The organism is Streptococcus timonensis (assembly GCF_047460355.1).
Classification (GTDB): Bacteria; Bacillota; Bacilli; order Lactobacillales; family Streptococcaceae; genus Streptococcus; species Streptococcus timonensis_A.
Genome location: NZ_JASHGL010000002.1, coordinates 1 through 13363, shown reverse-complemented (window position 1 = coordinate 13363; position 13363 = coordinate 1). Strand labels below are relative to the sequence as shown.

At 39.0% G+C, this 13363-nt stretch carries 14 protein-coding genes; 3 read left to right on the top strand and 11 right to left on the bottom strand.

The window, feature by feature from the left end; genetic code table 11:
• Positions 1–77 precede the first annotated feature (77 nt).
• The 9 genes from QM941_RS03425 to QM941_RS03385 are packed head-to-tail and all read right to left on the bottom strand — an operon-like array spanning position 78 to position 6942.
• Positions 78–680 (bottom strand): lysozyme family protein, encoded by a 603-nt coding sequence (locus QM941_RS03425; RefSeq protein ID WP_075567521.1) that lies wholly within the window; start codon positions 678–680, stop codon positions 78–80.
• Complete coding sequence (locus QM941_RS03420) at positions 680–1654, bottom strand: nucleoid-associated protein (RefSeq protein WP_414338936.1); 975 nt, start codon at positions 1652–1654, stop codon at positions 680–682. The genes QM941_RS03425 and QM941_RS03420 overlap by 1 nt, the downstream gene beginning before the upstream one ends.
• A 7-nt stretch (positions 1655–1661) precedes the next feature.
• Positions 1662–2918, bottom strand: a complete 1257-nt coding sequence (gene glyA, locus QM941_RS03415; protein ID WP_414338933.1) for a serine hydroxymethyltransferase — start codon at positions 2916–2918, stop codon at positions 1662–1664.
• The gene (locus QM941_RS03410; protein WP_414338930.1) at positions 2915–3361 is read right to left on the bottom strand and encodes a GNAT family N-acetyltransferase; all 447 of its coding nucleotides are present in this window, start codon (positions 3359–3361) and stop codon (positions 2915–2917) included. Before QM941_RS03410 ends, glyA begins: the two co-directional genes overlap by 4 nt.
• A 1-nt stretch (position 3362) precedes the next feature.
• Positions 3363–3965: an L-threonylcarbamoyladenylate synthase gene (locus QM941_RS03405; protein WP_414338927.1), complete on the bottom strand. Its 603-nt coding sequence runs from the start codon at positions 3963–3965 to the stop codon at positions 3363–3365.
• The gene (prmC, locus tag QM941_RS03400; RefSeq protein ID WP_414338924.1) at positions 3949–4785 is read right to left on the bottom strand and encodes a peptide chain release factor N(5)-glutamine methyltransferase; all 837 of its coding nucleotides are present in this window, start codon (positions 4783–4785) and stop codon (positions 3949–3951) included. Before prmC ends, QM941_RS03405 begins: the two co-directional genes overlap by 17 nt.
• Positions 4785–5864 carry a peptide chain release factor 1 gene (prfA, locus tag QM941_RS03395; RefSeq protein WP_001028815.1) on the bottom strand — a complete coding sequence of 360 codons (1080 nt, stop codon included), beginning with the start codon at positions 5862–5864 and terminating at the stop codon, positions 4785–4787. Before prfA ends, prmC begins: the two co-directional genes overlap by 1 nt.
• Positions 5865–5873: 9 nt before the next feature.
• Positions 5874–6353 carry a GNAT family N-acetyltransferase gene (locus QM941_RS03390; RefSeq protein ID WP_414338921.1) on the bottom strand — a complete coding sequence of 160 codons (480 nt, stop codon included), beginning with the start codon at positions 6351–6353 and terminating at the stop codon, positions 5874–5876.
• Entirely contained in the window at positions 6343–6942 is a 600-nt protein-coding gene (locus tag QM941_RS03385) for a thymidine kinase (RefSeq protein WP_414338918.1), read from the bottom strand. Before QM941_RS03385 ends, QM941_RS03390 begins: the two co-directional genes overlap by 11 nt.
• Positions 6943–7064: 122 nt before the next feature.
• Here QM941_RS03385 and QM941_RS03380 point away from each other — a divergent pair, with 122 nt between their 5' ends.
• On the top strand, positions 7065–7247 hold the full coding sequence (locus tag QM941_RS03380; RefSeq protein WP_001117401.1) for a 4-oxalocrotonate tautomerase: 183 nt from the start codon (positions 7065–7067) through the stop codon (positions 7245–7247).
• Positions 7248–7361: 114 nt separating this feature from the next.
• Positions 7362–8735, top strand: a complete 1374-nt coding sequence (gene mnmE / locus QM941_RS03375; protein WP_414338916.1) for a tRNA uridine-5-carboxymethylaminomethyl(34) synthesis GTPase MnmE — start codon at positions 7362–7364, stop codon at positions 8733–8735.
• A gap of 287 nt (positions 8736–9022) precedes the next feature.
• Here mnmE and hemH read toward each other — a convergent pair whose 3' ends face one another.
• A complete protein-coding gene (gene hemH / locus QM941_RS03370) occupies positions 9023–10117 on the bottom strand; it encodes a ferrochelatase (RefSeq protein WP_414338914.1) in 1095 nt (364 codons plus the stop codon).
• 154 nt (positions 10118–10271) lie between these two features.
• On the opposite strand from hemH, the gene pepT reads away from it, so the two are divergent.
• Positions 10272–11495, top strand: coding sequence for a peptidase T (pepT, locus tag QM941_RS03365; RefSeq protein ID WP_414338912.1), 1224 nt, complete (start codon positions 10272–10274; stop codon positions 11493–11495).
• Between the two features lie 35 nt (positions 11496–11530).
• On the opposite strand, the gene QM941_RS03360 is transcribed toward pepT, so the two are convergent.
• Positions 11531–13363, bottom strand: a 1833-nt coding sequence (locus QM941_RS03360; protein ID WP_414338910.1) for a pneumococcal-type histidine triad protein, incomplete at its 5' end; no start/stop codon positions are given.

Below are 13363 nucleotides of genomic sequence, written 5' to 3'. Positions count from 1 at the left end.
CGTTCCTCCTTTTCTTCTCTAGCATATTAAACTATTCTTAAAGAAAACTTATAAAAGCACCTAGAAATTCTAGGTGCTTAAAATAGATTAAAAATTTTCATAATATAGAGATTTAGCTGAACCTGTCTAGAGTAATAATAGTTTCCCCCGTCCACATAAAGTTCTCCACCCTGAAAAATAGAAATGGGATTGATGTAGCGATAGGTTTTCCCTGTTGTATTTCCTAATATAGGTGCGACTGTATCTCTGGAGTATTGTTTAGCTAGTACAAGAGTATTCTTTTTCCCATTCTGGGCGATAAAATCGATATAAGCAGGTCCAAAGTTATAAGCTTGAATGGCTGTCCAGACATCCACTCCTTTTTCTTGAGCTAGATAGAGATTTTCTGTCAAGGTTTGAACCCCTTGCCGAATACTACTTTCATTATCGTTTATGGTATCAGTAGAGCCACTAGCAGATTCACTTGACTGCATCACGTCTCCTTCTTTACCCTTAGTTTCTGTATAAATCATGGCGAGCACAAGCTCTTCGTTTGCTGGGGTATCTCTTTCATTCAAGATTTCGCGAACCAAGGGTTGATAGGTCATGACTTGTTTGACATCCTGACGAATCAGATAAGCTTTATATCCAGCGAAAAGGAAGACTGCTAGTACCAGCATTCTTCGTATAAATTTAAACATTATTTACTTTGTATATCCTCGATATTTTTGATTAAGATAGAGTATGTTCCATTGTCGTTTTGAATAAATTCAACCGACTCAGCATCTTGATAAATACTATTTGGCACAATTAATTCAATCCCATTTGATAGAGAAAGTTTTTGGTTTTCAAAGCGTTTCAGTTGACGACTAGCATCTATTTCATCAAATTGCACAGGTTCCGGTACTGCTTCTTTCACTTGATCAACAAAGCTTAAACGAGCCGTCAGATTGTTATCAAATAAATCGTTAGCTAATTTTTCAGGAGAAAGTTCATTATTTTCTTCTAGATGATTGAAAATTGCAGACTTGACCTTAGATTGAAATTGGAAATCATCTGAGTTAAAAGTTTCGGCAATCTTTTGAGCTGTTTTTTCTAGTTCCTTGATAGATTTCTTTGGAGAAATTTTAGGATTTACAGCTAGGAGATTTTCTGAAAAATAATTGAGAAAGGCTCCGTTGTACTTGATGCGCTTTTCAATGAGGTGGTATTTACGAGTCTGTAGATTAACGACTAAAGCTTCATCAGCACCTGTTCCAAAACCAGGTAAGTTATTCTGAGTCAGCCTGATTGGATTATCGACCTCTCCACCAAGGTGAGTTAAAGTCTCGCGTAAAGCAATACGTAAAAAAGCAAAATGCTCTACGCCATCTTTGGAGAACTGAATGAAAATTAAATCATTAGTCTTGAGATTCTCAGAAATGCTGAACTCTTCTTTCCAGAGATTGGCTAGTGTTACTGAAGTCTCCAACAAATCGTCTGTGATGTGATTGAAGAAGGGATTTTCTTCTTCGAAAATCCCAGTCTTAGCTTCATCTGAATACACACGCTCAACCTTTTTGCGTAGGTATTCTTCGATTTTTGGAGTAATATTGAGAAACTTATCCGCTAGAAACAACTCCGTGTCATTAGGGCTGAACTGATGGATAATGGCTTTCTTAATATAAATGTCCATAAAAGTATTAGTCCTCGTATAATGGGAAGGCATCTGTCAAAGCTTTGACTACACTTCTTACTTCTTCTAATACAGCTTCATTATCTGCATTCTTGAGTGCTTTAATGATGAGCTCTGCCACTTTTCGGCTTTCTTCTTCACCAAACCCACGTGCAGTTATTGCGGCTGCTCCGATACGAATACCACTTGTCTTGAATGGAGACAAAGTTTCGTATGGGATAGAGTTTTTATTTAGCGTGATATTTACTTCATCCAACAAGTTTTGAGCAACTTTTCCATTCTCTACAACCTTGGTTACATCAACAAGGAAGAGATGGTTTTCAGTACCACCAGAGATAATACGGAAATCAGAATCTTGCAAAAAGACAGCTGCCATAGCCTTGCTGTTCTTGATGACATTAGCAGCATATTCTTTAAAAGCAGGATCCAATACTTCTTTGAATGAAACAGCTTTTGCTGCGATAACATGCTCTAATGGTCCACCTTGAATACCAGGGAAAATAGCTGAGTTAATTTTCTTAGCAAGTTCTTCATCGTTAGTCAATATCAAACCACCACGAGGTCCACGAAGGGTTTTGTGGGTCGTTGTCGTTGTGATATGTGCATATGGAACTGGATTTGGGTGAAGACCAGCTGCCACCAAACCAGCAATATGAGCCATATCAACCATGAGTTTTGCCCCCACAGCATCCGCAATTTCACGAAATTTTGAGAAATCAATGATGTGAGAATAGGCTGAGGCACCAGCAACGATAAGTTTTGGTTGCACTTCTTGAGCTTGTTTCAAGATGGCATCAAAGTCCAATAGCTCTGTCTCTGGATCAACGCTATATGAAACAAAGTTATAGGTTTGACCTGAGAAGCTAACAGGAGCTCCGTGAGTCAAGTGCCCACCTGCAGCCAAATCCATTCCCATAACAGTATCACCTGGTTCGATCAAGGCCATGTATGCTGCACAGTTAGCTTGACTTCCTGAGTGAGGTTGGACATTGGCAAATTTAGCACCAAAGATTTCTTTCGCACGTTCAATAGCTAGACTTTCGATAACATCCACTACATCAGTACCACCATAGTAACGACGTCCTGGATAGCCTTCGGCGTATTTATTAGTCAAGATAGACCCTTGAGCAGCCATAACAGCTTTAGAAACTACGTTCTCTGAAGCAATTAATTCAATATTATTTTGTTGGCGTTCCTCTTCTTTGGCAATAGCATTCCAAAGATCAGCATCATAAGCTTTAAAATCTTCTTTGTCAAAAATCATAGTTTTTCTCCTTTAATTAACTTAATAAATCGTTTTTGCACTTTATCACAAGTATAACCAACTCTCTCATAAAATGCATGCGCACCAAGACGATGGTCTGCAGAGTTTAATCGAATAAACTCATAACTCCGTCTTTTCGTTTCTTTCTCCAACCCTTCAAGTAAATCTCTACCAATACCTCTACCCTGGCTTTGTGGCAACACTGCCAAGGCTAAGATATTGAATCCTGCTTTAGAATAAAGGGATTCATAAACCTCAGCGTGGATATAACCAACTAGTTCGTGACTAGTATCATCCTCATAACCAAGTAGGAAATGATGTGAGTCTTGGGATAATTTGGTTAGTTGACTAGCCGTTTCCTCAGGGCTAAAATCATAACCTAAAGCTTCTTTGTTAATCTCATGAATCGATGCAACATCTGTTGCTTTCAAAGCACGTAGCATATCATACCTCCTCAAAAGGAATTTCAGGTATCTTGGCAAGGATATCTTCTCGAGTTATCGAACCTTGACGTAGAATTCTTGCCTTAGAAGCAGTCAAATCTAAAATAGTCGAATCTTGACCTGTTAAAAAAGCATCATCTTCTATTCCCAGAACCTCTTGTCCAAATTCTTTTAAAATTTCTTCAAAGCTAACACCGCTTGTATGCCCTGAAATATTTGCAGACGGGCCGATTAAGGGACCAAACTCACGAATCAATTCTAGAGTTATAGGGTGACTGGGCATCCGAAATCCAACAGTCGTCAAGTCTGAATTAACCCAGTAAGGGACCTTGTCATTAGCTTCTAGGATAATGGTCAATGGACCAGGAAGAAAACAATCAACAAGTTTTTGTAAATAAGGTGGCTGATTCTTTGAAAAGTTCAAGATATCATCTAAACTAGCAACATTGAGATTGAGAGCCTTATCTCTTGGACGACGTTTAAGCTGGTAGACATGGTCAACAGCCTTTTTATCCAATGCTTTTGCAAAAAGTCCATAAACCGTCTCAGTTGGCAAAACTACTGCTCCACCTTTTTCCAACTCTTGCTTAATTTTCTCCATCATCAATGACTACCATCCTATCTTGGCCAAATTGGTCTTTCAGAGTACGAACTCGTTTATCTGGAAGATTTTCCATAAAGAGAGCGGGCACACTTTGACCTTGTTTGTAGCCAATTTCAAGATAAATCTTACCACCATCATTTAGATAGTCCTTGGAGTCTTCCGCGATTCTACGGTAGATAGCTAGGCCATCCTCGTCAGCAAAAAGTGCCAAGTGTGGTTCTGAATGCAAAACATTCAAGCCAACTTCTTCTTGATCCTCACGAGAAATGTATGGTGGATTGGATACAATTATATCATATTTTGAAGAAATTTCGGAGAAACAGTCAGATTTGATAAAAGAGAGATTTAGATTTTGAGCGTTAGCATTCTCCAACGATAAGTCTAAAGCATCCTGTGAAATGTCAGCAGCTGTGAGCGACCAATCTGGTCTATTTTTAGCTAAAGCAAGGGCTATTGCACCGCTTCCTGTTCCGATATCTAGTACTTTAAGATTTTTCTCAGGATTTTCAGTCAAGATGAGGTCTACTAGCTCTTCTGTCTCTGGGCGGGGAATCAAAACCCGCTCATCTACTTTTAACTGCATCCCAAAGAATTCAGCATGACCGATAATGTACTGGGCAGGTATATGTGCTGCTAATTTCTTGTAAATTTCCTCCACAAATTGCTTCTCTTCCTCTGTTGCTTCTTGCTGGAGGGCAAAGACGAAGTCTGTAAAAGATAGATTTTTTAGGCTACGATAGACAAAGGAGAGGCTTTCTGCTTCCTCTCCTTGTACTATCAACTTTTCCTCAAAATCTTTAAAAATTTGAGCTAATTTCATTATTTGTTTAATTCTTCCAATTTTTGTGTTTGGTCATAAAGAACCAAAGCATCTACAACTTCATCTAGTTTACCAGACAAGATAGTATCAAGTTTTTGAAGTGTTAAGCCAATACGGTGGTCTGTGACACGGTTTTGCGGGAAATTGTAAGTACGGATACGCTCTGAACGATCACCAGTACCGATTGTAGACTTACGCTCAGCATCTTGCTCATCTTGAGCAATCTGAGCAAAGTGGTCAGCAACACGCGCACGAATAATCTTCATAGCCTTCTCACGGTTTTTCTGCTGGGTACGTTCTTCCTGCATCTCAACCTTGATATTGGTTGGTAAGTGGACGATACGAACGGCAGTCGCAACCTTGTTGACGTTCTGTCCACCAGCACCTGATGCATGGTAGATATCGACACGTAGGTCTTTTGGATCAATATCGTACTCTACTTCTTCTACCTCAGGCATGACAAGAACTGTTGCTGTTGAGGTATGAACACGGCCTTGACTTTCTGTCACGGGGACACGTTGCACACGGTGAGCACCAGACTCATACTTGAGTTTAGAATAAACTGACTGACCAGAAACCATGGCAACCACTTCTTTGAAACCACCAACCCCATTCATTGAGGCTTCCATAACTTCAAAGCGCCAGCCTTGAGCTTCAGCATACTTTTGATACATGGTTAGAAGGTCTCCAGCAAAAAGTGCTGCTTCGTCTCCACCAGCTGCCCCACGGATTTCAAGGATGATGTTCTTGTCATCGTTTGGATCCTTTGGAAGAAGCAATATTTTTAGTTTTTCTTCGTACTCTTCTTTTTCAGCCTTAGCGTCCTTGAGTTCTTGCTTGGCCATTTCTTCCAAGTCAGCATCTCCGCCTGATTCTTTAATCATTTCCTCAGCGTCGACAATATTTTGAAGGACTTGTTTGTATTCACGGTAGGCTGTTACTGTGTCACGAGTTGAAGCTTCTTCTTTTGAAAGCTCCATGAAACGCTTGGTGTCTGAAACGACATCAGGGTCACTGAGCAATTCTCCTAATTCTTCATAACGGTCTTCTACAGCTTGTAGTTGATCATAGATGTTCATTTTTTCTCCTTATTTTTCAATTGTTAAATCGTATATGGCTACTACTTCATTCTCAAATATTTCCCCAGTTTCTTTAAATCCATAACTGAGGTAACAAGATCTTGCATGTTCATTTTCTGATTCATAAGACAACCAAAGTTTATTGGATAAACCTGCTGGCGCTGTCCGAACATAGTCTATCACCTTATCCATAATTGGTTTAAAATAACCTTGATCTTGAAAATGCTTATCAATCATGAAACGAAATAGTAAATAATTTTCATTACTAATTCCGATTTTTTTATCATAAGCTAACATCACAAAACCTATGATTGCATCATTATCGTAAACTGCCAATGGAGCTACAAAATCTCCATTTTTTGTGTAGACATATGCTTCAGCTAAACTAATTGCGTTGGTAGCAATAAATTGTTTTTGATATTCCTTAACATCCAAATTCAGAACATCAAAATAATTTTTCATCGTAACATCTCTTAGTTCAATTGTCATAGTCTTGTTCCTTTTTAGATGTTATCAGTGGGGCAAAATAATGTTTACGGCAAACCGAGATATAGGTTTCATTGCCACCTATCTGTATTTGTTCACCTTCATAAGTAGGTTTTCCATCTAGCGTACGTAGTACCATGGTCGCCTTTTTCTTACAATACTGACAAATGGTTTTGATCTCATCAATTTTATCTGCTAATAACAATAGATGTTTAGATCCTTCAAACAGTTCATTACGAAAGTCATTCTTTAAACCAAAGGCCATAACAGGTATGTCTAACTCATCGACGACACGAGCTAAATCGTAAACATGATGACGCTTCAGAAACTGAGCTTCATCGACCAAAACACAGTAGGGTTTAACTTCCAAATCTCGAATCAAACCATAAATATCTGTATCATTTTCGATAGCTATGGCTGGTCGCTTCATGCCAATCCGACTCGACACATAGCCTATACCGTCTCTTGTATCCAGAGCCGAAGTCATGATAACAACTCCCTTTCCTTGCTCTTCATAGTTATAGGCTACCTTGAGAATCTCGATGGTCTTTCCTGAATTCATGGTCCCATAACGATAATACAACTGTGCCATGTTTCTATTTCACGTCCATTTCTATTTTTCTGCTACATTCTAGTATATCATATTTTCCAAAAGCTTTAAACGGCAAAATGTGGTAAAATAAAAGAAATCAAAAACTAGTGGAGGAAGCTATTATGCCATTTGTACGTATCGATTTATTTGAAGGTCGCACGCTCGAGCAAAAGAAAGCCCTAGCAAAGGAAGTAACCGAAGCTGTGGTTCGTAACACTGGTGCACCACAATCTGCTGTTCATGTCATCATCAATGATATGCCTGAAGGAACTTACTTCCCGCAAGGGGAAATGCGCACTAAGTAAAGCTTAAGCGATATGCTTAGGCTTTTCTTTATAAGTGGCATTCGTTGAATAAATAACTTTAATTTGTTACAATTTTAAGAGATATTTGTATATAAATTGTTAAAAGGAAATGAAATGATTACACGTGAATTTGATACCATTGCTGCAATCTCCACACCTCTTGGAGAAGGAGCTATTGGTATTGTCCGCTTGAGCGGAACAGACAGTTTTGCCATTGCGCAGAAAATCTTTAAAGGCAAGGACTTGAGCAAGGTTGCTAGCCACACTCTTAACTACGGCCACATTGTTGATCCTTTGACTGGTAAAGTTATGGATGAGGTCATGGTAGGAGCTATGAGGTCTCCAAAGACCTTTACTCGTGAAGATATTATCGAGATTAACACTCACGGTGGAATCGCCGTAACCAATGAAATTCTCCAACTGGCTATCCGTGAAGGGGCTCGCATGGCAGAACCTGGTGAATTTACCAAGCGTGCCTTCCTTAATGGTCGTGTGGACTTGACTCAGGCTGAGGCTGTTATGGATATCATTCGTGCTAAGACTGACAAGGCTATGAATATAGCAGTCAAACAACTTGATGGATCCCTGTCTGACCTCATTAACAATACTCGTCAGGAAATTCTCAATACCTTGGCTCAGGTTGAGGTTAATATCGATTACCCTGAGTATGACGATGTGGAAGAAGCCACTACTGCTGTTGTCCGTGAAAAAACTATGGAGTTTGAACAACTCTTGACCAATCTCCTAAAAACTGCACGTCGTGGGAAAATCCTCCGCGAAGGAATTGCAACGGCCATCATCGGTCGCCCTAACGTTGGGAAATCAAGTCTCCTCAACAACCTCCTCCGTGAAGATAAAGCCATTGTAACGGATATTGCAGGGACTACTCGAGATGTCATCGAAGAATACGTCAATATTAACGGTGTTCCACTGAAGTTGATTGATACTGCTGGTATTCGTGAAACAGATGATGTCGTGGAACAGATCGGGGTTGAACGCTCCAAAAAAGCCCTCAAGGAAGCTGACTTAGTTCTACTAGTCCTAAACGCTAGCGAACCTCTAACTGCCCAAGACCGACAACTTCTTGAAATTAGTCAAGATACTAATCGAATCATTCTTCTCAACAAAACTGACCTGCCAGAAGCTATTGAAACAGAGGAACTTCCAGAAGATATCATCCGCATTTCAGTCCTGAAAAATCAAAACATTGATAAGATTGAAGAACGCATCAATAACCTCTTCTTTGAAAATGCTGGCTTGGTCGAGCAAGATGCTACTTATCTATCTAACGCCCGTCATATTTCATTAATCGAAAAGGCTGTTGAAAGCTTACAAGCAGTTAACGAAGGTCTTGAACTGGGTATGCCAGTTGACCTGCTTCAGGTTGATTTAACTCGAACCTGGGAAATCCTCGGAGAAATTACAGGTGATGCAGCGCCAGATGAACTTATTACTCAATTGTTTAGCCAATTTTGTTTAGGTAAATAATATAAAAACTAGGTCATAAAAATACTAGTCACCTAAAAAGAGGTTGGGACAAAAAGATCCCGACCTCACTTTTTATTATCAATCATAATTTGACGCGGTAGCTGATTGGACTTTTTGTTCGTCTTTTAGACTCCAAAAAATTCCTAATCATCCTCGCGGGGCTGAGACTACGAAATCAAGACTTTGTCTATCGATTTCTGTCCCACCGCCTTTTCTTTCACCTTCTAAGTATATCCTGCCTTAGCAGATATTTGAAACAAAATTTACCAGTTCTTTTCTATTTTCACTTAGTCTTTAGGTAATTTGCCAGCTTTTTCAAGCATTTTTTTGATTAAATAAGGCATCTTGACATTTTCACGACCTTTTTTCTCAATTAATTTTTTAACAAATTCTGGCATTTGTAAGTCTTGTGATTCATCTAAAATATTCTTAGTTTCATCCGAAGGGACTAATTCATCAAAGGTTTCTTCTTCGGGGAGGAATTCTCTAAATTCTTTATGTTCATTAGCTCCGATAATATTGATCAAGGCATCAATCAAACGAGAATCTGTATTTGGCATTGGTGGACGATGGTAGTTCACCTCCAATTCCTGACACAAGTCTTGACATTCCACATCGTTGTCAAACAAGACTTCAATATGCTCACTGATAAAACTAATAGGCACAAAAATATAATGCTCTGGATGTTCTTCCTGTTCTCTAAGATATTCTAGAACATCTGGCTTAATCCAAGGAATACCAATATCACTTTCGCTCTGCCAAGTGTTGGTATATTGCTCTGGTTTCAAGCCTAATTTCTCAGCAATTAACTTGCTATTTTCGAAAATCTGGTCGATATAGGGATCACCAAAATCCAAGGCAAAAATGGGCACACTGTGGGCAGAAAAGATGACTTTAAAGCTATCCTGTTTCACCTTTTCTTTTAAAATCCTAGCAATTTCAGCCGTCCAATAGTTTAATAGTGCTTCTTCTTGATACCAGTTCTTAATAACTAAAAACTGAATTTGTTTGCTTTCCAGAAACTTTTCGTACCCCATGACAGAGTAAAAGGAATAGTGTGGCTCCAAAATCAAGCAAATACACTTTTCAATGCCATCTGCTTCCATTTGCCGAATTACATCTGGAATAAAAGGGGTTGAAAATTTATTGGCAAAATAGACACTATATTCATTTCCTAACCTAGCTTCTACCAAGGCAACTTCTTTACGGGTAATTTTTTGAAGCGGAGTGCCTCCAATTCGAACATAATTATCATAAAGGGTTTGAATCTCGTGGTCTTGAGGTCGAACTCCTCGACGAATGTTGGTAAAAAAGTCGGCTACTCCTTCAAAGGTAATCTCTTCTGGTGAACCAAATGTCATCATTAAAATTGCTTTTTTCATCTCTGCATCCTTGTGATATTTTTATCTTTTTTATTGTATCACTAAAGAAGCCATAAGTAAACGCTAACATAAGGATTTTATCTCCCTTCCGACTTTTGTTTTTCTCTTCTTTCTATGATACAATGGTTTTAAAAGAAGGAAAAAAGGAGTTTTTATGAAATATCCAACATTGTTGGAGCGTTTTTTGACTTATGTCAAAGTCAATACACGTTCTGACGAACATTCAACCACTACACCAAGTACCCAAAGTCAAGTAGACTTTGCGACCAACGTCCTCATCCCTGAGATGAAACGTATCGGTTTGCAAAATGTCTATTATTTGCGAAACGGTTTTGCTATCGGTACTCTTCCAGCTAATGATCCTAGTTTGACTCGTAAGATTGGTTTTATCTCCCACATGGATACGGCAGATTTTAATGCTGAAGGTGTCAATCCACAAGTAGTTGAAAACTACGACGGTGGCCTTATCGATCTTGGAGAATCTGGTTTCAAGCTCGATCCAGCAGATTTTAAGAGCTTAGAGAAATATCATGGACAAACATTGATTACTACTGATGGAACTACCCTTCTCGGTGCCGATGATAAATCAGGTATCGCCGAAATCATGACAGCTATCGAATACTTGACTGCTCATCCTGAAATTAAGCACTGCGAAATTCGTGTCGGCTTTGGACCTGATGAAGAAATCGGTGTTGGTGCCAATAAATTTGATGCAGAAGACTTCAATGTTGACTTTGCCTATACAGTTGACGGTGGGCCTCTTGGTGAACTTCAGTATGAAACCTTCTCTGCTGCAGGTGCCGAACTTCACTTCCAAGGTCGTAATGTTCACCCAGGAACGGCCAAAGGACAAATGGTTAACGCCCTTCAGTTGGCGATTGATTTCCACAACCAACTTCCAGCTGGTGACCGACCTGAATTTACTGATGGTTACCAAGGTTTCTACCATCTCATGGATATAACTGGAACTGTTGAGGAAGCGAGTGCTAGCTATATCATTCGTGACTTTGAAAAGGATGCCTTTGAAGCACGAAAAGCTGCCATGCAAGCTATTACTGATAAAATGAACCAAGAACTTGGTAGTGATCGTGTTACTTTAACATTGACAGACCAGTACTACAACATGAAAGAAGTCATTGAAAAGGATATGACACCAGTAACCATTGCCAAAGCGGTTATGGAAGACCTTGATATCACACCTATTATCGAACCAATTCGTGGAGGAACAGACGGTTCTAAAATTTCCTTTATGGGAATTCCAACGCCGAATATCTTCGCTGGTGGTGAAAATATGCACGGTCGTTTTGAATATGTCAGCCTTCAAACTATGGAACGTGCAGTTGACACTATTATTGGAATTGTAGCTTATAAAGACTAAAAAAGACGAGGTAGCTTAGCTACTTCGTCTTTTGCTTATTCTGCTACTTTTTCTCTCGTTTCTGGAGAGGTAGTTGCAGGAGTTAAGTTTGACTCAGCTTGTTTATCGTTTGTTTCTGTATTGGCTGTTTCTGTGCTAGCTTCAGCTGGCTTGACTTTAGATTGAAACTCTTGGTTTAATAAAACAATTTCTTGGGCAACAGCTAGAAGAGTCTGCTTATCCTTACTTGCTGCTGCTAGTTTATCAAACAGAGCATCTACTTTTTCAAAGTCAGCATCTGAACCATGATTCATCTCCAAATAGCTATGGAGGGCAATAATTCCGTTATAAAGCTGTTGATAAAGTGCCAAAAGTTGTGGATCTTGAGCCTCTTCCTGGCTTTCTTTCTGAATAGTTAATGAAATACGTTTCAGAAGATCTTGTACTTGCGTGTTTAATTCATCTAGGTCAGCACCCTCTTTGTCAAAGGCAGCTTTCAGATTCTTCACTTCGTCAACAAGTGAAGCTTTAACACCTTCTTCTTTCACTTGGCTTACCAATTCTACAGCTTTTGTTAAAAGTCCTGCTACCTGACCTTTTAAGACATGGTTACTTTGGTCCTCAGGTTGAATATCATCAAACAATCCTTTCAAGAACTCATAAACCGCAGTTTTAGCACTATGGCCATCAACTTTTTCTTTATCCAAGATTGTCTCAGAATGCTTACTTGAAACTGGTTCATTTTTAAGAGCTTCTTCAACTTCTAGTTTTGTTTGATAGATTTCTGGGAAGAGTTTATTTAAATCAGTTGCCTTAAGGAAGGATTGTGACTGATAAAGAGTCCAGGTTAAGTTAGCAACTTTATTACGGAGATTGTCATTTAAGCGACCATCAGATAGATGTTGATAGAAATATTTAATATACTCAACTGTTGTGACACCAGTACGGTCATTAAAATCTTGCAAAGCTTGTAACTTAGCTTCAACTGCATCTAAACCTGCTTCATCTTGGGCTAGTTTATTTTCTTGAAGCTGAGTCAATAAATCCTTCTTAGGAAGTCCATAAGCATCTGTGTCTAAGGTATTAATCTTATCTACTAAAGCTTGATATTTCTTGTCTAAAGGACTGATTTCTGTTGGTTTGACACTTGAGTCAATGTGAATATACTGCTTATCAAACAAATCCAAAGCTGCCAAATAACCTGCAGTAGAGTTGGTTGATAGCTTCTTCATATTCTCAGAGAATTGTCCCAAAGCAAGCTCAATTTGTCGTTGTAGACTTGGCTTATCTTTATAGACTTCACGACTCTCTGCCAAGAGTTGATCAACCTTATACTGGACTGCTTTTTCATCAAAAGCACCAGGTTGATAAGTTGACTGTAATGCAGGAATTTTGTTTTTCAAAGCAACTTCATAACCTTTAGTTTGAACCTTGATGTAGTGGTTGTGGTCGCCGTGAGGTATTACAAAGCTTCCATTTTCTACTTGTAAGCTATAAGGTGAAACACCGTCACGAAGAGCCGTTGTGTATAACTCATTTAGGAAATCAAGTTCTGGATCTCCAGTTACCAAAGGAATACGAACATGTTCCTTACGAACAGCGTAAGGGTGTATGTGAGTTGGATCATAAGCCTGGTCTGGATTACCAAATACAAAGAATCCATTTGAAATACGAATGGCTTCAAGTGGAACACCATAAGTCTTAGAAATATAAGCTATTTTTTCTTCATCACTTGCATCTCTAGAAAATGCTTCTACATCTTTTGCAAGTGGTTTAACAGGTTCTACCTGATGATGTTCCTTCAAGTGCTCTTGAGCAGCCTTAATCTGCTCTGCTGATAAATCCTTTTTAAAGAAATAATGATTGTGGTCCCCGTGAGAAACGACAAA

What these genes read in the sequence shown, in the direction of transcription:
- pepT (WP_414338912.1), top strand. Translation starts at nt 10,272, where the DNA reads ATGAAATATCCAACATTGTTGGAGCGTTTTTTGACTTATGTCAAAGTC.
- prfA (WP_001028815.1), bottom strand. Translation starts at nt 5,864, where the DNA reads ATGAACATCTATGATCAACTACAAGCTGTAGAAGACCGTTATGAAGAA.
- QM941_RS03390 (WP_414338921.1), bottom strand. Translation starts at nt 6,353, where the DNA reads ATGACAATTGAACTAAGAGATGTTACGATGAAAAATTATTTTGATGTT.
- prmC (WP_414338924.1), bottom strand. Translation starts at nt 4,785, where the DNA reads ATGAAATTAGCTCAAATTTTTAAAGATTTTGAGGAAAAGTTGATAGTA.
- QM941_RS03420 (WP_414338936.1), bottom strand. Translation starts at nt 1,654, where the DNA reads ATGGACATTTATATTAAGAAAGCCATTATCCATCAGTTCAGCCCTAAT.
- QM941_RS03425 (WP_075567521.1), bottom strand. Translation starts at nt 680, where the DNA reads ATGTTTAAATTTATACGAAGAATGCTGGTACTAGCAGTCTTCCTTTTC.
- glyA (WP_414338933.1), bottom strand. Translation starts at nt 2,918, where the DNA reads ATGATTTTTGACAAAGAAGATTTTAAAGCTTATGATGCTGATCTTTGG.
- QM941_RS03410 (WP_414338930.1), bottom strand. Translation starts at nt 3,361, where the DNA reads ATGCTACGTGCTTTGAAAGCAACAGATGTTGCATCGATTCATGAGATT.
- QM941_RS03385 (WP_414338918.1), bottom strand. Translation starts at nt 6,942, where the DNA reads ATGGCACAGTTGTATTATCGTTATGGGACCATGAATTCAGGAAAGACC.
- hemH (WP_414338914.1), bottom strand. Translation starts at nt 10,117, where the DNA reads ATGAAAAAAGCAATTTTAATGATGACATTTGGTTCACCAGAAGAGATT.
- QM941_RS03405 (WP_414338927.1), bottom strand. Translation starts at nt 3,965, where the DNA reads ATGATGGAGAAAATTAAGCAAGAGTTGGAAAAAGGTGGAGCAGTAGTT.
- QM941_RS03380 (WP_001117401.1), top strand. Translation starts at nt 7,065, where the DNA reads ATGCCATTTGTACGTATCGATTTATTTGAAGGTCGCACGCTCGAGCAA.
- mnmE (WP_414338916.1), top strand. Translation starts at nt 7,362, where the DNA reads ATGATTACACGTGAATTTGATACCATTGCTGCAATCTCCACACCTCTT.